This is a genomic window from Olivibacter sp. EAT-5 (assembly GCF_044784325.1).
GTDB lineage: Bacteria > Bacteroidota > Bacteroidia > Sphingobacteriales > Sphingobacteriaceae > Olivibacter > Olivibacter oleidegradans.
In genome coordinates, this window is record NZ_CP173028.1 from 5,103,497 (window position 1) to 5,121,935 (window position 18,439).

The window sequence follows — 18,439 nt, forward strand, 5'->3', positions numbered from 1 at the left end:
TAAAGTAAGACCGAAAACTTATTACTCAATAATTAGGCCCTGTTCGATTAGATGATCAACGTAAGCTCTTACATTATCATTGCTGAACTTTTCCGTTACATCAAAGGCAAAAGCATGAACCAAGAGCACCCGTGCACTCGCTTCACCAATACCTCTTGCTTTAAGGTAAAATAAAGCTTCGTCATCGAATTGTCCCATGGTACAACCGTGACTACATTTTACATCATCTGCAAATATTTCTAATTGCGGTTTGGTCAGAATACTTGCTTTATCACCAATTAACATGTTGTTATTCTGTTGAAAAGCATTGGTTTTCTGAGCGTCGGGTTGTACAAAAATCTTGCCATTGAATACTGCCGTTGAGGTATCTTGTGCAATATTCTTGTACCATTCATAGCTTTCACAATGAGGCATTCGATGGTCAACAATAGTATGATTATCCACCAGTTGATCTTTAGCGGTAAGCGTTACCCCGTATAAATGACTTTCTACCGATGTATCGTCTAAACGGACATTAATATTGTTTCGAACGAATGAAGATCCAGGAAATGAACAATTATAGTTGTTGTACAAGCTATGCTTAGCTTGTTTAACCTCTGTATGGTTAAGGTATCGAGACTTTTCGCCGGAAGTCTGTAAATAATAATGTTGGAGATGAGCATTCTCGTTCAAAACAAGTTCGGATACTGTATTGTTCAGACTTATCGTGCTACCATTTGCAATAAAGGATTCGATAATCTCTGCTTCAGCGTTTGGGTCTAAAACAAATAAATTCCTTGTTTGGTTAAAAATAGCTTCACTTGAAGATGCAACATGAATAATTTGAATGCTCTTTTTTAAAGCAATATTTTGACCTATATGGATATAGAGTCCCCCCTCATGAAGAGCTGTATTGAGCGCAACTAGTGGATTATCTGTTTTATCTGCGTATTTTGCAAAATGCGCAGCGAATAATTCATTATTCGCTACATCTTCAATAGCACTCACAAATATGCCTGGTTCTGTAATAACATCAGAAAGGTCTTTGCGATAGCGCCCATTCACTAATATGAGTCGATAAGCGTCCAAACCTTTTATAATCGCTTGACTCGTATCTACATTTTTTCCCGGAATGGCGTCATTTAATAGATAATGCTGATTGATTAAAGGTTGCAGATTCGTGTACTTCCAATCTTCCGCCTTCAGCGTAGGAAAGCCCCAATCCTTAAAACGGGCAAAAGCCTCCTTACGTAGAGAGACTTGCGGCTCCTGGTATCCCTTTAAGGTTAGCCTCTCTTCAAAAAAAGTAACTAATTGATGATATAATGAACTTGAAACTTGTGTAATCATTTGTTAATTATCATAAAAGGATGAGAAAATAATCGCTATAACCTAAATGGCAGCATTCTCTTCTGCATCCACACTTTCTTTTAACCAGTCGTAACCCTTCTCCTCCAGCTCGAGTGCTAGTTCTTTCGTTCCGGATTTTACGATTTTTCCTTTATATAGTACATGTACAAAATCAGGCACTATATAGTCCAAAAGGCGTTGATAGTGCGTAATAACAATAAAAGCATTATTCTCTGAACGCAAATGATTAACACCGTTCGCCACAATGCGAAGCGCGTCAATGTCTAAGCCTGAATCTGTTTCGTCCAAAATAGCCAGCTTTGGTTCCAGCATGGCAAGTTGAAAAATTTCGTTACGCTTTTTCTCTCCACCTGAAAATCCTTCATTTAACGACCGATTCGCCAATTTAGCATCAAATTCAACAAGCTTTTGCTTTTCTTTAACCAACTTTAAAAATTCTTTCGCTTCCATTGGGGCTAGTCCCTTATAGGCCCTGATTTCGTTAACGGCCGTTTTTAAAAAGTTGATATTAGAGACACCTGGAATCTCAACCGGATACTGAAAAGCCAGAAAAAGCCCTTCCCGTGCTCGATCCTCGGGAGATAGCTCCAGTAAATCCTTGTTATCTAACCTAACTTCCCCGCCGGTTACCTCATAAGCTTCCTTACCGGCTAAAACCGAAGCCAACGTGCTTTTACCCGAGCCATTCGGCCCCATAATAGCATGCACTTCACCCGCTTTAACTTCTAAATTTAATCCCTTTAAAATCTCTTTATCATCTACAGATGCCTGTAGGTTCTTTATACTTAACATATCTTCATCAATTCAAATCTCGCGATTTGCTATTTGTTTTTTATATTAACAATATTTACAATACTCTTTATCCAACACTACCCTCCAGTGAAATTGCCAGCAACTTTTGCGCCTCCACGGCAAATTCCATCGGTAATTGGTTAAGTACCTCCTTAGCATAACCATTAACAATCAGTCCAACGGCTTTTTCCGGATCAATACCTCGTTGTGTAAGATAGAATATCTGATCTTCTCCGATTTTTGAGGTAGTAGCCTCGTGTTCCAATTTCGCTGTTTTATTCTTTGCTTCAATGTAAGGAAACGTATGAGCTCCACATTTATCGCCAATTAATAAAGAATCACACTGCGTAAAGTTTCGAGCTTTTTCGGCACCTTTACCTATTTGAACCAGGCCTCGGTAACTATTTTGACTAACACCGGCGGAAATGCCTTTAGAAACAATTTTACTGCGTGTGTTTTTACCGATATGATACATTTTACTTCCGGTATCTGCTATCTGATGGTTTCTTGTCAAAGCAACGGAATAAAATTCTCCTACAGAATTATCGCCCTTCAAAATTACACTTGGATATTTCCATGTAATCGATGAACCGGTCTCAACCTGTGTCCAAGAGATCTTGCTATTATCACCTTTACAAATTCCTCTCTTGGTTACAAAGTTGTAGATACCTCCCCGGCCTTCTTTATCTCCGGGATACCAGTTTTGTACAGTGCTATATTTTATCTCTGCGTTTTCAAGTGCAATTAATTCTACAACGGCAGCGTGCAACTGGTTTTCATCCCGCATTGGGGCGGTACATCCTTCCAGGTAACTCACATAACTTCCTTCATCGGCAATTATTAGCGTACGTTCAAATTGCCCTGTGTTCTGCGCATTAATCCTAAAGTAGGTGGAAAGCTCCATTGGACAATTTACACCCTTTGGTATATAGACAAAAGATCCGTCGGAAAATACAGCGGCGTTTAAAGCCGCATAAATATTATCGGTTTGTGGCACTACTGTTCCCAGGTACTGCTTTACCAAATCGGGATGTTCTTTTACCGCTTCTCCGAAAGAACAGAATATGACGCCATATTCTTTCAATTTTTCCCTAAAGGTTGTCTTTACTGATACACTATCAAAAACAGCATCTACAGCAACAACACCTGCCAACACCTTCTGTTCATCTAGGGGAATTCCCAATTTTGCGAAAGTATCCAACAATTCGGGGTCAACCTCATCCATGCTGTTTACCTTCGGTTTTTCCTTTGGCGCAGCATAGTAAGATATATCCTGAAAATCAACTTTGGGATGCTCAAAGTTTTGCCACTTAGGCATTGTCATTTTTTCAAAATGCCTTAAGGCCTTTAACCTCCAGTCAAGGAGCCAAGCAGGCTCACCTTTTTTTGCAGAAATGAAGCGTACTGTTTCTTCGGATAGACCCTTTTTAGCGATATCCATCTCGATATTGGTAGTAAAACCATATTTGTACTCCTCTACCGCGAGTTCTTGCAATATATTATCGTCTTTCGTACTCATTTCATTATCGATTTCGCTTCGTACTTCTCTTCTCCTTTAGAAGCGATTGCCATTAATTAATTTGCAAAGTTACAATTTGAAGAGCAATTATTCGAGCATTTACCGGCTCTTTTACGGCAAATAAATAATCTCAATGTAAATTAATGACGGTCGTCATTTTTCCTTCGCAGCTTTTTACTTTCTTTAAATTAGTATGCCGATTTTTTGTAATTCCTGTTCCATTTCAATTTGCAATTTTTGGGCCTCCTCTCTTGCCCTTTCAGCGAAATCACTACCCTTGCTCGCGTAAATAATTGATCTGGTAGCATTTACCAACAAACCACATTCCTTATTCATTCCAAACGCACACACTTCTTGCAAACTGCCGCCTTGAGCACCGATCCCCGGTACTAGCAGAAAATGGTCGGGTGCTATCCGTCGTATATCCTTAAAATATTCCCCTCTGGTGGCTCCTACGACATACATTACCTGTTCACTGCTTCCCAGAGCATTAACCTTTTCAATAACATGTTCAAACAACCTTTTACCACTTAAATCGGCCAAAAACTGGAAGTCCAAGCTTCCTTTATTTGATGTTAAGGCCAGCACGACCGACCATTTACCCGGATACTCCAAAAAAGGGCTAATCGAATCTTCTCCCATATAAGGTGCAACAGTTACCGCGTCGAATTCCAGACCGGACACCTCCTTTGAAAAGAACGTCTTAGCATACATATCTGCTGTGTTTCCTATATCGCCACGTTTGGCATCTGCAATATTTAAGCAACTTTTCGGAATGATCTCACACGTACGCTGTAGGCTCCGCCAACCCTGAGCGCCCCTGCTCTCATAAAAAGCAATATTGGGTTTATAAGCGACACATAGATCAGCAGTTGCCTCAATAATACGCTTATTAAATTCAAAAATGGGATCTTCCAAGTCCAATAGGCAACTTGGTATTTTCTTGATATCCGTATCTAAGCCAACACACAAAAAAGAGCGTTTCAGTTTAATCTGCTCTATTAATTGCTTACGAGTCATATAAGGGGAAAAATTATTAGGAACAAGTAAAAAAACACGACAAATTTAGCTATATTTGTCGGCATATACAAAAGACTTTGCAATTGAGACCTTATCACTTTTTTAATGGTGTTCAATATAAAAGGGTACTAAATTGAACAATTTTAACAAGACATATTGATCTCTATTTTTATTTTTTTTCGTTTTTTTTTTTGAATTTTCAATTCTTATGCATACAATTGCAGCGGAATCTCAAAATTTACCTATCCGTTAAAGGAGAATCATTAGTCCTTCAGCGAAAAATTTAAACTTATCAATCGAGTTTTTATATGGGTAAATTTCTGTTAAACACAAGCATAAAAATCCTTATTACACATAACGACATTTGATGAATATTAATGAATTGAACGCTAAGCTCGTGTCTGAGCTACGTGAAATTGCAAAATTAATCGGTATTGCAGATGCTGAAAAGTTGAGAAAACAAGAGTTGATCAACAAAATTATTGCTACAGACAATGAAAAGCCTGCAGAAGAAGAAGCGATGGCGGACATTCTTGAAAAAGAGGAAGAATCCGGTGAAACGAAACATCGTAAACGGGTCAGGACCTCTGTAAAACAGGCCGAGCCTATAGAGATAAGAAAAAAAGTAGAGAAAGAGCCTGTCTTGGCTACGGCTATAAAAGATGAACCTAGCAAAGAAAAACTTGCTTCATCTGAAAACCGTCCACAGCGCACTGATCGCAGAGCGAGCAGCTCAACTCCCTCCTCTACAACCCCACCTCAAACAAAAACGGAAACTGCTCCGGCATCGACACCCGCTTCTAATCTTGATTTTGACAATGTGATCGTCAACGAAGGCGTATTAGAAATCATGCCTGATGGCTATGGCTTTTTACGCTCGTCTGACTATAACTACCTGACATCACCCGACGACATTTATGTCTCACAATCACAGATAAAGCTTTTCGGGCTTAAAACAGGCGATACCGTCAGAGGAAGTATTCGCCCTCCGAAGGAAGGCGAAAAATATTTTCCTTTGGTGCGTGTAGAAGCCATTAATGGCCAAATTCCCGCAGAGGTAAGGGATCGGGTTCCGTTTGATTATTTGACACCGCTATTCCCTACTGAGCGTTTGAAGCTCTATACCGATGCAGGAAACAATTCGACCCGCATCATGGATTTGTTTACGCCTATTGGAAAAGGGCAACGCGGCTTAATTGTAGCGCAACCAAAAACCGGTAAGACAGTTTTATTGAAAGAGGTGGCAAATGCCATAGCAAAAAATCACCCAGAGGTTTATTTGATCATTTTATTAATCGACGAACGTCCGGAAGAGGTGACTGACATGGCTAGAAGTGTTCGGGCAGAGGTGGTGTCTTCTACTTTTGACGAACCGGCTGAACGACATGTTAAAATCGCCAATATCGTGCTCGAAAAAGCAAAGCGTATGGTCGAATGCGGTCATGATGTTGTCATTCTGTTAGATTCGATTACCAGGCTGGCTCGCGCTTATAACACAGTTGCTCCTGCTTCCGGAAAAATTTTATCGGGAGGTGTGGACGCTAATGCCTTGCATAAACCGAAAAGGTTCTTTGGAGCAGCTCGTAATATTGAACATGGCGGCTCGCTTACTATCTTAGCTACTGCCTTGACTGATACCGGCTCCAAAATGGACGAAGTAATTTTTGAAGAGTTCAAGGGTACAGGTAACATGGAATTACAACTCGATCGGAAGTTGGCTAATAAGCGTATATTCCCGGCTATTGATATTACTGCATCGAGTACACGTAGAGACGATTTGTTAAACGACAAGGAAACACTTCAACGTATATGGGTGCTTAGAAATCACTTAGCGGATATGAACTCCACAGAAGCTATGGAATTCTTGCTAGCTCAAATGCGTGGAACAAGATCAAATGAAGAGTTTCTTATCAGCATGAACGGCTAGAAACGGGTAATCGTACAATTAATTGATAAACAAAGCTTTCTTACTTTATAATAGGTAGGAAAGCTTTTTTGTAACACTTTATGAAGACACTGCCAAAATCATATTTTTTCTAAGCATTTGACGGGAGTGAAAGAAATGACGCATGAAACAACATATACCTAATACGATTACAAGTTTTAATCTGTTCAGTGGGTGCATAGGTGTCGTACTAGCTTTTGAAGGACAGTTGATAAATGCGGGGTACGCTATTATCATAGCCGCAATTTTTGATTTCCTCGATGGCATGGCGGCTCGTCTATTGAAAGTAAACTCTCCGGTAGGTAAAGAGTTGGATTCACTTGCTGATATGATTAGCTTCGGTTTTTTACCGTCTGTTATTGTCTTTATGATGCTGGAGACAAACCCGGCGATAGAATACGGCGGTTCGTGGATCAAATATTCGGCTTTTTTGTTAGCCGTTTTTTCTGCGCTACGTTTAGCGAAATTCAATTTAGATAGCAGGCAAACTTCTATTTTCATAGGTCTTCCTACTCCTGCCTGTGCATTGTTCATCCTATCGCTTCCACATATCGCCTTAAGCAAAGATCCGATAATCAGTGCCTATGTGCAGCATCCGGTTATTTTGCTTGCTTTAATACTTGCTTTAAGTTTTTTATTGGTGGCGGAAATCCCGCTCATGTCGCTAAAATTTAAAGATTTACAATTGCGCACCAACCTTCATCGCTATATCCTTCTTTTGGTCAGTGTAATATTGCTTTTTTTATTTCAACTAACGGCCATTCCGTTCATCATTATTTTCTACTTGGTATTGTCGCTTATGCAATATAATAAGCTTACTCAAGAGTTATAAATTGAAAAACGACTCGATTTTCAATTTATCTTTGCTCAGATTTGATGAAGTTTAATGGTAAAGTCTATTTTTCAAGCCGCCTTACCGACAGGTTATCATCTAATTTTTCATATAAGTCGGCTATTCCCATTCTATAGGAAGGGTGCATTAGGCCAGGTGCTATTTCAACGAGAGGAGTTAGTACAAACCTCCGTAAATGAAGCAACGGATGAGGGATTTTCAAATTAAGGGTATCTAAGATGATTGCATCATAAAATAAAATGTCAATATCGATTAGTCGAGCCTCCCACTTTGTATTTCTTTTCCTTCCAAGCGTCTCCTCAATCGCGAGAATTTCTTTTAGCGTTTGTTCAGGGGTTAAAATCGTATTGACTTTGAGTGCCTGATTTAGGTAATTCGGTTGGTTGTTTACCCCCCAAGCAACTGTCTCATAAATTGCGGATTGATCAATAACGTTTCCTACTCTACTTTCAATTAATTGAATGGCTTTAGTTAATTGCTGTCTGCTGTCTCCTAAATTTGAACCCAATATCAGATAAACTGTGTGCATAAACAAACTTAATCAAAATGACATTGATATCCAATTATGGTTTTGACGGTGCTCCGATGATCGATTGAGCTTCCATACCAATGATTACTTATTTTGCATTTCATGTAACAATACAGCACCTTATTTGTCTTATAGCAGTGTAAACATTTAAATTTCAGACATAGAAAACATACATGAAGCAATTTTTCAAATTTGTATTTGCCTCCATGCTTGGAGTATTTTTATCAACGATCATCTTTTTTTTCGTTGCTATTGCCATTATGGCCGCGATAATAAGTGCTGCCAGTTCAGACAAGGCAGTAGAAATAAGTGAAAACTCCATTCTACGCGTGTCTTTAAATTACGCCATTAAAGAACGTACAGATAGAAGTCCCTTTAACAATGTTAGCCTTCCGTCTATGAATTCGGAAAAATATATTGGTTTAGATGAGATATTGCTTCGAATTGATGCGGCAAAAAATGACAATCGAATAAAAGGTATTGTACTCGATATGGACGGTATCGGTGCAAGTTTTGCCACACTTCAAGAGATTAGAGATGCATTGCTCAAATTTAAAGAATCAAAAAAATTCATATTAGCTTACAGTGAGGGGTATTCAATGAAGGGATACTACCTAGCTTCAACAGCTGATAAGGTTTATTTGAACCCGGAAGGGTCGGTCGACTTCCGCGGACTGGCAGCGCAGCTTCCATTCTTTAAAGGCACACTTGAAAAACTGGGCATCGAAGCACAGGTAGTGAAAGTAGGTACTTACAAGAGTGCGGTAGAGCCTTTTATATTAGATAAAATGAGCCCGGCAAACAAAGAACAAGTCAACTCCTATCTTAATTCTTTATACGACTATTACCTTGGCAATGTGTCCAAATCACGGAATATACCTATGGATTCCTTGCGGAACATTGCCGACAACTACAGTGGAAGAGATGCCGAGAAGGCGCTGAACACAAAATTAGTTGACGGGTTGAAATATAAAAATGAAATAATAGATGAACTAAAAGTTAAGTTGGGTATTGATAAGAAGAAGAGGATCAAGTCAATAAATATTGAAGATTATACTTCTCCAAAAACAGAAGAAAACGGATCGCAAAATCGGCTAGCTGTAGTCTACGCAGTAGGTGATATCGTTTCAGGTGAGGGTTCTGATGAGCAAATTGGTTCGGAAAGAATTTCGAGAGCGATTAGGACAGTACGTGAAGATGATAAAGTTAAAGCAGTTGTGCTTCGTATCAACTCTCCGGGTGGAAGCTCGTTGGCTTCTGATGTTATTTGGAAAGAAGTTGAACTGACAAAAAAGGTAAAACCTATTATCGTGTCAATGGGCGACGTTGCAGCTTCGGGTGGTTACTATATTGCCTGCGCCGCCGATTCCATTTTTGCTCAACCGAATACCATTACAGGTTCAATCGGTGTGTTTGGTATTATTCCAAATTTACAGAACTTTTTTAACAACAAATTGGGAATTACGTTTGATGAAGTAAAAACAGGAAAATATGCTGACCTAATGAGTGTTAATAGACCACTTACAGCGGACGAGCGCGACCTTATTCAACAAGAAGTAAACAAGACGTACGATACCTTTACAAAAAAAGTAGCTAACGGTAGAAAAATAAGTCAAGGCCAAGTAGATAGTATCGGTCAAGGACGGGTATGGACAGGTGCACAAGCGGCAAAAATTGGTTTAGTTGATCGTTTAGCCAGTTTCAATGAAGCTATTACAGCTGCAGCTCGTAAAGCCAAATTGAAAGACTATAAACTGGTGAGCTACCCTGCCATGAAAGATCCTTTAGAAGCTTTTCTCGGTTCTTCCAGCGATAAGCTGAAGACTTGGATAATGAAGAAAGAAATGAATGAAGGCTACCTTCTTTACGAACAAGCAAAGCAGGTTATGCAACAAAGCGGTATACAGGCAAGATTACCGTATATGATTAATATTCATTAAATCTTACCGTGCTGCAACCAAAAAAGGGCACTCCTTTCGGAGTGCCCTTTTTTGGTTGCGCACATTTTGTTATATATCGTCTATATACGTAAGTTTGCCCGTTATATTGGCAAAGCTTCGAAGCCCGTTAACAATACATCGAAATGGAAAATAAAATTATATCCCGCAAATTTAGATTGCTTTCGCAATTGATGGAATTACATGGCGAGAATTCCTTCAAAACTAAAGCGATAGCTAATGCAGCTTTTAAGCTAGATAAGCTACCTTTTAAAATTATTGATAAAACGGAACAAGAATTAAGTGCAGAGCAAGGTATCGGCAAAAGCATAGCATCAAAAGTTTGGGAGCTTATCCATACGGGCTGTATAGAGGATCTAGAGGCATTACTCGCTAAAACACCTGAAGGCATTTTAGAGATGCTAACAATAAAAGGTTTGGGGCCAAAAAAAATCTTGATCATATGGAATACGCTTGCAATCGAAACGTTAGGAGAGCTTTACTATGCGTGTAACGAAAATCGACTGATCGAAGCAAAGGGGTTCGGGCTAAAAACACAAGAAGAAATCAAGATGGCCATTGAGTTTAATATGGCCAGTCAAGGTTTATTTTTATATTCCCAGGCAGAGAAGTTAGCCAGTTCAATTTTTGATACACTCAAAGAGATGCTTTCCGACCAACATCTCTTGAGTTATACAGGTGATTTCAGGCGCAAATTGGAATTACTATCATCGGTCGAATTGATTACAACTGCCAGTGCCGAGGAAATATTGATATATATTGAAAAAGATAAGCGACTTATCCAATTTGATTATCAGGAAAATAAAATTCGGACAGTTCACGAAAGCGGTCTTCCTATACATTTTATTTTAAGCAACGTAAATGAATTCTCTCAGCACCTATTAATCACCACAGGTAATCAACAGCACATCGCGTTACTCGAACAACTTTATGAAAAAGGAGTTCCTAATGCGGAAAGTGAAGAGGAAATTTACCGTCAATTAAACTTAGACTTTATTGAACCTGAATTGCGTGAAGGCTTGGATGAAGTCCAAAAAGCCCACGACCATACACTTCCTAACCTTATAACTTATGACGATATAAAAGGCACTTTGCATAATCATAGCACCTATAGCGACGGCGTTCATTCACTGAAAGAGATGGCTCTATATTGCAAAGACGTTCTTCAGTTACAATATTTAGGGATATGTGATCACTCTCGGACAGCAGTTTATGCAAATGGCTTAAAAGAGGACCGGGTAAGATTGCAATGGGAAGAAATAGATTCGTTAAATCAAACATTATATCCTTTTAAGATTTTTAAAGGTATTGAGTCGGATATTTTGGGAGACGGCTCTTTGGACTATCCGGATGAGTTATTAAGAGAATTTGATTTTGTAGTTGCTTCTGTGCATGCCAACCTGAAAATGGACGAGGAAAAAGCTACCCTACGTTTAATCAAAGCTATTGAAAATCCTTATACGACCATTTTAGGGCATCCAACCGGGCGCCTTCTGTTAAGCAGAAAGGGATATCCCATTGATTATAAAAAGGTAATCGATGCCTGTGCTGCCAATGGGGTAGCCATCGAAGTCAATGCAAACCCGTTAAGATTAGATTTAGATTGGCGCTGGCACCGTTATGCGATTGAGAAGGGTGTCTATCTTTCCATCAATCCCGACGCCCATCGCGTAGAAGGATTTCACGATATGCGTTATGGAACTTTAGTGGCAAGAAAAGGAGGACTTACAGCCTCGCAATGCCTCAATTGTTTTGATCTGGAAAAATTGGACAGCTACTTTAGCTCTCGTAAAACAAGTATAAAATAATTACCTTTGAGAATGATCGCACAACACGCTAATAAAATATTCAGTCAAGCTATTCACGATTACCATGTTCTTAATAATATAGACCATCCTATAAAGAATCCTTATGAAGCTCATACGCTGGAACATTTACTATATCTTAAATGTTGGATAGACACGGTACAGTGGCATATGGAAGACGAAGTACGTGATCCCAATATCGCTCCGGTGGAAGGGCTAAAATGGAAAAGGAGGATCGATCAGTCCAATCAAGACCGTACAGATACGGTTGAATACATAGATAGTTACTATCTAAATGCATTCAAAGATGTAAAGCCTCTACCGGATGCTAGGATAAATACGGAGAGTCCTGCCTGGGCTATTGATAGGCTTTCTATCCTGGCATTGAAAATTTATCACATGCAAATTGAGGCTGAACGTCGTGATGCCACGCCTGAACATCGCGATCAGTGTGGTCAAAAGCTTCGTATATTATTAGAGCAGCGGGAAGATCTTTCCAATAGCATCGATGAGTTACTCGAAGATATTAAAATGGGAAAAAAATATATGAAAGTATACAAACAGATGAAGATGTATAATGATCCCTCGCTGAATCCGGTTTTATATACAGGCGAAAAGAAATAAGAAACCTCTGAATACGTTAGGGGCTGAATAACACATGAATAAAAGGAGCATTTTGGTTTTTCGTTTTTCAGCAATGGGCGATGTCGCTATGATTTCACCCGTTATAGAACAGCTATGTGAACAACATCCCCAAGTCATCATAATTCTGGTAAGTAGGCCTTTTTTCAAACCTTTTTTTGATACAAATCCCCAGATACGCTTTCATCCTATTTATCCAAAAGAACAGCACCGGGGCCTAAGAGGCTTGTATAGATTGTTCAAAGAGCTGCGAAATTATAAGATAGATGCAATAGCAGATCTTCATGACAGCCTCAGAAGTCGTATTCTTTCTACATTCTTTAGACTAACTACTATTCCAATAAAAAGAATAGACAAAGGAAGAGCTGAAAAAAGAGCTCTAACGCGCATTCAGAACAAGCATTTAATCCCTCTTAAATCGACTTTTGAGCGTTATGCAGAAGTGTTTCAGTCGCTTGGATTCTCTATTCGGCTAACAAATAAATTAGTAAAAAAGACCAGGCCGCTTCCTGCTGCATTCTTGCGTCAATTTAATAGTTCTTCTGCGCTGAGGCGAATAGGTATCGCTCCCTTCGCGCAACATCGGTATAAAGTATATCCGCTTGATAAAATGGAGGAAGTAATCGCTGTTTTAAGTCGTAATCACGAACTGTTTATATTCGGTGGAGGCGAAACGGAACAAGAAATGGCGACAAAATGGGAGAAAAAATACGCGCATGTTACCAATGTAATAGGTGTGGTAGACTTAACCCACGAGCTTGATTTAATAGCTAACTTAGATCTTATGCTCAGTATGGACTCCTCCGGCATGCACATGGCTTCTTTGGTAGGCACTCGAGTAATATCCGTTTGGGGGCCAACGCATCCCTATGCTGGTTTTTTGGGCTTTGGCCAAAAAGAAGATGACTGCATACAGTTTCACCACCCCGCAAGACCTAGCTCCATATACGGCAATAAACCCTGTTTATGTGATGGGATTCCGTGTATTGAACGCATTAGTCCTGAACAAATCGTCACAAAAATTGAAAAAACATTAAGCTATGGCTAAATATTTATACCTGATTCGTCATGCCAAGTCGGACTGGAACTTTGATCTCCCGGACTTTGATAGACCGTTAAATAAGCGCGGATTGAGAGACGCCCCTATAATGGCTAAACGGTTAAATTTGCAAAATCTACGCCCGGATCGGTTGGTGAGCAGCCCTGCCAATCGTGCCATTTCTACCGCTAAAATTTTTGCTAAAGAGTTAAAATTTTCTGAGGCCGATATACAGGAAGAAGCAGCCATATATGAAGCCGATGTTCCTACCTTACTGAAGGTTATCAATTCATTCCAAGCTGAAGCGGATTGCGTAGCAATCTTTGGACACAATCCGGGCGTTAGTTTGTTGGCGGAGTATCTTTGCGATGATGCAGCCATCGATTTCCCCACTTGTGCAATAGGCTTTCTGTCTTTTAACATAGAGCACTGGAGTGAGGTAAGTATAGGAACCGGCAATTTAGTTTGGTTCAATTATCCCAAACTTGTTTAGCAACAGAAGCTTTATTATCTTTACCAGATAACAATTATTCTTTCCTGTTTACATGATTCAATTAAGCAACGAATATATCCGCGTAAATATTAAAAAAAAGGGCGCAGAGCTTTCTTCAATTTATAACAAGAACATGGCTCATGAATATATTTGGCAAGGAGATCCAAGCTTTTGGCCATGGCATGCCCCTAATCTTTTCCCCATTGTTGGCGGCTTAAAAGATAACCACCTAGCTGTTGATGGCCAAATCTATGAATTAGCCAGACACGGTTTTGCAAGACATACCAACTTTCAAGTTATTGAGTCATCGGGCACACATGCAATCTTTTCATTACGTTATAATCAGGAAACATTACGTGTTTATCCATACCATTTTGAGTTTCAGGTTATTTACCATCTGGAAAACGAATCCCTTAAGTGCATTTACAAAGTCATCAATCTAGAGACGAAGCCGATTTATTTTTCAGTAGGAGCCCATCCCGCCTTCAATGTGCCTTTTTTTTCCTATGAACGTTATAATGATTATTACCTGGAGTTTGAAAAAGATGAGCCCTTGATACGCCATCACCTTTCTGACGCCGGTTATTTTAACGGCGAGGAATCAACGATTTTACTTGACAATAGAAAGCTGCAATTAAATGAAAACCTTTTTGATACCGATGCTCTTGTTTTTAAAACATTGCTAAGTAAACATGTAGCTATTCGAAGTAAAAATCACCCTCACGCGCTGCTCATCAGTTATTCTGATTTTAAATCTTTAGGTATTTGGGCGAAACCGGGTGCACCTTTCGTTTGTATTGAGCCTTGGCTGGGATACGCAGATAGTGAGGCCGGCACTTCCACTATAGAAAAGAAAGAAGGCATCGTATCCTTAGCCCCAGGTCACGTATTTGAAGCTGGTTATTCTATCACAATTCAATAATTTGATCATTTTAAACAGATCTAACATAAGAAAAAAGCCTAAAGTAGGCTTTTAAATTGAAAAAATAATTTTCGAAACTGTAATTGCTTTTGCGGGTTATATCATTAGTATTCCGACAAAGTGCAAAAAAACAAATAACAATGAATAACAGAGTAGAAAGAACCATTGAAAATTTGATCGATTCTTTTATTGACAAACTTCCCTCGCTTTTACTGGCTATAATCACATTGGTTTTAGGTATTTGGCTAATTAAGGTATTAGTTCGTTTTTTACATAAACGGTTTACGAGTGGAAAAATCGATATTTCACTTGCTGAATTCTTGACCAGCATTATACGTGTTTTGCTCTACGTTCTATTGTTCTTGAGTGTTGCTTCCACCTTAGGTATCCAAACGACGTCTTTTGTTACCATGCTAGGTGCTGCGGGATTGGCCGTTGGTCTTGCGCTGCAAGGCAGCTTATCTAATTTTGCAGGAGGTGTTTTAATCCTGCTCTTTAAACCTTTTCGTGTCGGCCATTTTATAACGACCAATAACAATGTCTCAGGAACGGTATTAAAAATAGATATTTTATATACTACGCTAAAAGCAGGAAACGGCACGACTATATATGCGCCAAATGGTCCCTTGGCTAACGCTGTTATTAATAATGTGTCCGACAATCCTACTCGGATGGCGGAATACAAAATAGGCATCTCCTATAATAATAATATTGATACGGCACGAAAAATAATTCTTAATGTATTGGAGAACGATGAACAAATTCTAAAAGATCCGAAACCAGCTGTATTGGTAGATTCTTTAGGTGACAACGCCGTAGTGCTAGTTATAAGAGGATGGGTTAATAACAAAGAGTTTTGGCCGGTTTATCATGCCAATTATCAGAAAATTAAAGAAGCTCTAGATCAACATAACATAAGTATGCCTTACCCTCAGCGAGACATACATATCATAACTAACAACACGGATAGCAATTCTTAAAAAACAGGGAAAGGAATCCCTTTTCATCTGCATAATGAAAGGGATGAAACAGTACTTTTAACAATGCCTATCTTTATTTTAACCAATAGGTTAAGATATGCCATATCTTTTTAAAGACAAAAATAAGTGTCCACAAAAAATAATGGTACAAGGTGAAATTATGTTTGACTCTCATATTTGTTAAAATTAAGCGTTCACTCTCACCAAGTTAACGAACTTTTATTAACTTTTCGTTAATAAAACAATAATATTTTATAGCAATGGAGATATCATTCTAGCCGACTTTTCCAGTAGTTTACGCCATTTGGCACGATGTTCCCACCGTTCCGCGTCTATTTCTTCTGCATTTAATAAGTCTTCATTGAAAATTTCGCGTAATTCTTCCGCTACTTTTGGATCCAGTATAAGAGACATAACTTCAAAATTAAGATCGAAACTGCGCTGATCCATATTCGCTGTTCCTATAATTGCTAATTTACTGTCAAACACGATCGTCTTAGCATGAATAAATCCTTTTTTATAGCGAAAAATACGTACCCCTGCTTTTAATAAATCATCGTAGTATGAATGTGCTGCCGCATTTACAATTTTAGAATCAGAAATATAAGGTACTAACAGCTTAACGTTGACACCACTTAACGAAGCAATGATGAGCGCATCCATTAAACTTTCACCGGGAATAAAGTAAGGCGTTGTAATAAGAATTTCCTCCTTCGCGGTAGCTATGGCCTTCAACAAGGTGTATAAAATAGAGGGAGAAACCGAGTCTGGTCCGCTTGACACGATCTGAACCAAGCTTCCCCCCTCTTCACTGGATAGCTCGCTGAAAAAACGCGGCTCCGGATGGAGCTTATTTGGGCTACAAAAGTTCCAATCACATAGAAAAATATACTGAAGGTATAAAGAGCCCTGTCCTTTTATGCGAACGTGAGTATCTCTCCAAAAGATTTGCTGCTCTTGTCTTTCATCATTCACATATCGATCAGCTACATTAATTCCGCCAACGAACGATGTATAACCATCTATCACAATGATTTTTCGGTGATTCCTATAGTTTAATCTATTGGCTAATAAAAGAAATGTAATTTTATGAAAGGGGTACACTTCTACTCCTGCAGCAGCCAACTCATCAGAAAAGCTCCCATCAATCGATCGGCTGCCGAAATGATCGTAAATAAAACGGACTTCTACCCCCTCCTTCGCCTTTCTGATAAGTGCATCTTTAATCGTATTGCCGATGGCATCGTTTTCAAACGTATAGTACTCGAGATGTATATGGTCTTTTGCCTGGCTAATTGCCTGTAAAATTGCGTCGAATGTTTGCTCTCCATTAATCAAAATCTTAACCTCATTACTTGTGGTCAGCGGACTCATCATGTCTTTCAAAATCATATGAGCAAGTCCTTTATAGCTCAGACCATAATCGCCCACACTATGTAAGGCATCGAATGACGATTTATAGATTTGTATTTTAAGTCGTTCTTGCAGTTTTTGATCAGAAAGTAGCTTTTTACTATACATGCTCCTATTCCGATAATTTATTCCTATCGAAAAGTAAAGGATGATACCCGCTATTGGAACAAATATCGTTAATAGTAAATAAGCCAGTGTTTTTGTACTTGATCGGGTTTCATATATAATCCGCAGACAGACACCAATAACAAGAAGGATATAGGTAATTTCTGCAACAAGGAACCAGTCGATCGAAGGCATAGCATTTATCCCGAATATGGGAATAAACTTAACAAAAATTATTGATACCCTAAAGCATCATTGCCTTGAACACTTCTTGTGCATATTCTCCCCAGTCTTCCATACTCTCTTTTAAGGTGCTTAACAAACCTGCATTATTAACTTTTTTCGCCTTTTTTGCGGGCGTAATAGGACTGGGCTGTATAGAAACATCACTAACTTTAGTGGCAAACCAGGTTGTATTATCGTGCGGTAGCGCAAGACCCAAAATCATACCGGGTAACCCGGTAAAGGATTCCGGTCCGCCCGAAACAGGTATTTGATCCGTATAAAAAGCGACGACATAGATTGAGTCCATTACCAATGCGTTTGCTCTTCTGCAATCATATCCGGCGATCTCCCTGGTTTCATCGGTAATCTTCCATTTAATTTTTCTTACGCTGTCTTCCACGAGAAAGATCTCTTCGTACAGTTTCTTTTCACTGACGGAAATACCATTTTTAAAGTCTGTATAAATAGTTTTTTTCAAATCGATCGTAGGATCATTGCTAAAAAAACTATTAGTTGACGGCATGTTGGTTTCTATCGGTTTATATAAGGACGCGGTTTGCGAAAAGGATAAAGTAGCCTTTACTGAGTTGAACTGTGGCTGTGTCTTTTTGTACTGATCGTAAATTTGTTGCATCCAGCTTGAATTTCTCTTTGTAATGCGTTTTGCTAATTTAGCGTACATATTCACTCTCTTTTCGTATTCTATAGTTCCGCTATTAACAAAACGAACGTTTTGGCCATATACTAAATGACTGATTATTAATAACAGAACAATGGAGGTTGCGAGTTTTATTCCTTTTTTCATTTCCCTTAATAACTTTATAAACACAATATTTACATCTGGGTTAA

At 38.9% G+C, this 18,439-nt stretch carries 16 protein-coding genes; 9 read left to right on the forward strand and 7 right to left on the reverse strand.

Annotated elements, in window-relative coordinates:
- Nucleotides 1-21: 21 nt before the first annotated feature.
- From sufD to pyrF, 4 genes are all read right to left on the reverse strand, one after another.
- Entirely contained in the window at nucleotides 22-1,329 is a 1,308-nt protein-coding gene (gene sufD, locus ACH11B_RS21305; RefSeq protein ID WP_013667265.1) for a Fe-S cluster assembly protein SufD, read from the reverse strand.
- 42 nt (nucleotides 1,330-1,371) lie between these two features.
- Complete coding sequence (sufC, locus tag ACH11B_RS21310; protein ID WP_130855762.1) at nucleotides 1,372-2,142, reverse strand: Fe-S cluster assembly ATPase SufC; 771 nt, start codon at nucleotides 2,140-2,142, stop codon at nucleotides 1,372-1,374.
- A gap of 67 nt (nucleotides 2,143-2,209) precedes the next feature.
- Nucleotides 2,210-3,661, reverse strand: a complete 1,452-nt coding sequence (gene sufB / locus ACH11B_RS21315) for a Fe-S cluster assembly protein SufB (protein ID WP_013667267.1) — start codon at nucleotides 3,659-3,661, stop codon at nucleotides 2,210-2,212.
- Nucleotides 3,662-3,844: 183 nt separating this feature from the next.
- The gene (gene pyrF / locus ACH11B_RS21320) at nucleotides 3,845-4,681 is read right to left on the reverse strand and encodes an orotidine-5'-phosphate decarboxylase (RefSeq protein ID WP_013667268.1); all 837 of its coding nucleotides are present in this window, start codon (nucleotides 4,679-4,681) and stop codon (nucleotides 3,845-3,847) included.
- A 367-nt stretch (nucleotides 4,682-5,048) separates the two neighbouring features.
- On the opposite strand from pyrF, the gene rho reads away from it, so the two are divergent.
- Nucleotides 5,049-6,608 (forward strand): transcription termination factor Rho, encoded by a 1,560-nt coding sequence (rho, locus tag ACH11B_RS21325; protein WP_130855760.1) that lies wholly within the window; start codon nucleotides 5,049-5,051, stop codon nucleotides 6,606-6,608.
- Between the two features lie 142 nt (nucleotides 6,609-6,750).
- On the forward strand, nucleotides 6,751-7,458 hold the full coding sequence (locus tag ACH11B_RS21330) for a phosphatidylcholine/phosphatidylserine synthase (protein ID WP_130855759.1): 708 nt from the start codon (nucleotides 6,751-6,753) through the stop codon (nucleotides 7,456-7,458).
- Nucleotides 7,459-7,522: 64 nt separating this feature from the next.
- Here ACH11B_RS21330 and folK read toward each other — a convergent pair whose 3' ends face one another.
- The gene (gene folK, locus ACH11B_RS21335) at nucleotides 7,523-8,008 is read right to left on the reverse strand and encodes a 2-amino-4-hydroxy-6-hydroxymethyldihydropteridine diphosphokinase (protein ID WP_130855758.1); all 486 of its coding nucleotides are present in this window, start codon (nucleotides 8,006-8,008) and stop codon (nucleotides 7,523-7,525) included.
- Between the two features lie 173 nt (nucleotides 8,009-8,181).
- Between folK and sppA the strand changes: the two genes are divergently transcribed.
- The 7 genes from sppA to ACH11B_RS21370 all read left to right on the forward strand — a co-directional run bounded on the left by sppA (nucleotide 8,182) and on the right by ACH11B_RS21370 (nucleotide 15,847).
- Nucleotides 8,182-9,948, forward strand: a complete 1,767-nt coding sequence (gene sppA / locus ACH11B_RS21340) for a signal peptide peptidase SppA (RefSeq protein ID WP_377608704.1) — start codon at nucleotides 8,182-8,184, stop codon at nucleotides 9,946-9,948.
- 143 nt (nucleotides 9,949-10,091) lie between these two features.
- Nucleotides 10,092-11,774: a helix-hairpin-helix domain-containing protein gene (locus tag ACH11B_RS21345; RefSeq protein WP_377608702.1), complete on the forward strand. Its 1,683-nt coding sequence runs from the start codon at nucleotides 10,092-10,094 to the stop codon at nucleotides 11,772-11,774.
- A gap of 12 nt (nucleotides 11,775-11,786) precedes the next feature.
- Complete coding sequence (locus ACH11B_RS21350) at nucleotides 11,787-12,395, forward strand: DUF4254 domain-containing protein (RefSeq protein WP_013667274.1); 609 nt, start codon at nucleotides 11,787-11,789, stop codon at nucleotides 12,393-12,395.
- A 34-nt stretch (nucleotides 12,396-12,429) separates the two neighbouring features.
- Nucleotides 12,430-13,461 (forward strand): glycosyltransferase family 9 protein, encoded by a 1,032-nt coding sequence (locus tag ACH11B_RS21355; RefSeq protein ID WP_377608700.1) that lies wholly within the window; start codon nucleotides 12,430-12,432, stop codon nucleotides 13,459-13,461.
- Nucleotides 13,454-13,945 carry a SixA phosphatase family protein gene (locus ACH11B_RS21360; RefSeq protein WP_377608698.1) on the forward strand — a complete coding sequence of 164 codons (492 nt, stop codon included), beginning with the start codon at nucleotides 13,454-13,456 and terminating at the stop codon, nucleotides 13,943-13,945. The genes ACH11B_RS21355 and ACH11B_RS21360 overlap by 8 nt, the downstream gene beginning before the upstream one ends.
- Nucleotides 13,946-13,997: 52 nt before the next feature.
- On the forward strand, nucleotides 13,998-14,867 hold the full coding sequence (locus ACH11B_RS21365; RefSeq protein WP_377608697.1) for an aldose 1-epimerase family protein: 870 nt from the start codon (nucleotides 13,998-14,000) through the stop codon (nucleotides 14,865-14,867).
- Between the two features lie 140 nt (nucleotides 14,868-15,007).
- Nucleotides 15,008-15,847 (forward strand): mechanosensitive ion channel family protein, encoded by an 840-nt coding sequence (locus tag ACH11B_RS21370; RefSeq protein ID WP_013667278.1) that lies wholly within the window; start codon nucleotides 15,008-15,010, stop codon nucleotides 15,845-15,847.
- 252 nt (nucleotides 15,848-16,099) lie between these two features.
- On the opposite strand, the gene cls is transcribed toward ACH11B_RS21370, so the two are convergent.
- Nucleotides 16,100-17,560: a cardiolipin synthase gene (gene cls, locus ACH11B_RS21375; protein ID WP_130855753.1), complete on the reverse strand. Its 1,461-nt coding sequence runs from the start codon at nucleotides 17,558-17,560 to the stop codon at nucleotides 16,100-16,102.
- 49 nt (nucleotides 17,561-17,609) lie between these two features.
- Complete coding sequence (locus ACH11B_RS21380) at nucleotides 17,610-18,395, reverse strand: GLPGLI family protein (RefSeq protein WP_377608695.1); 786 nt, start codon at nucleotides 18,393-18,395, stop codon at nucleotides 17,610-17,612.
- Between the last annotated feature and the right edge of the window lie 44 nt (nucleotides 18,396-18,439).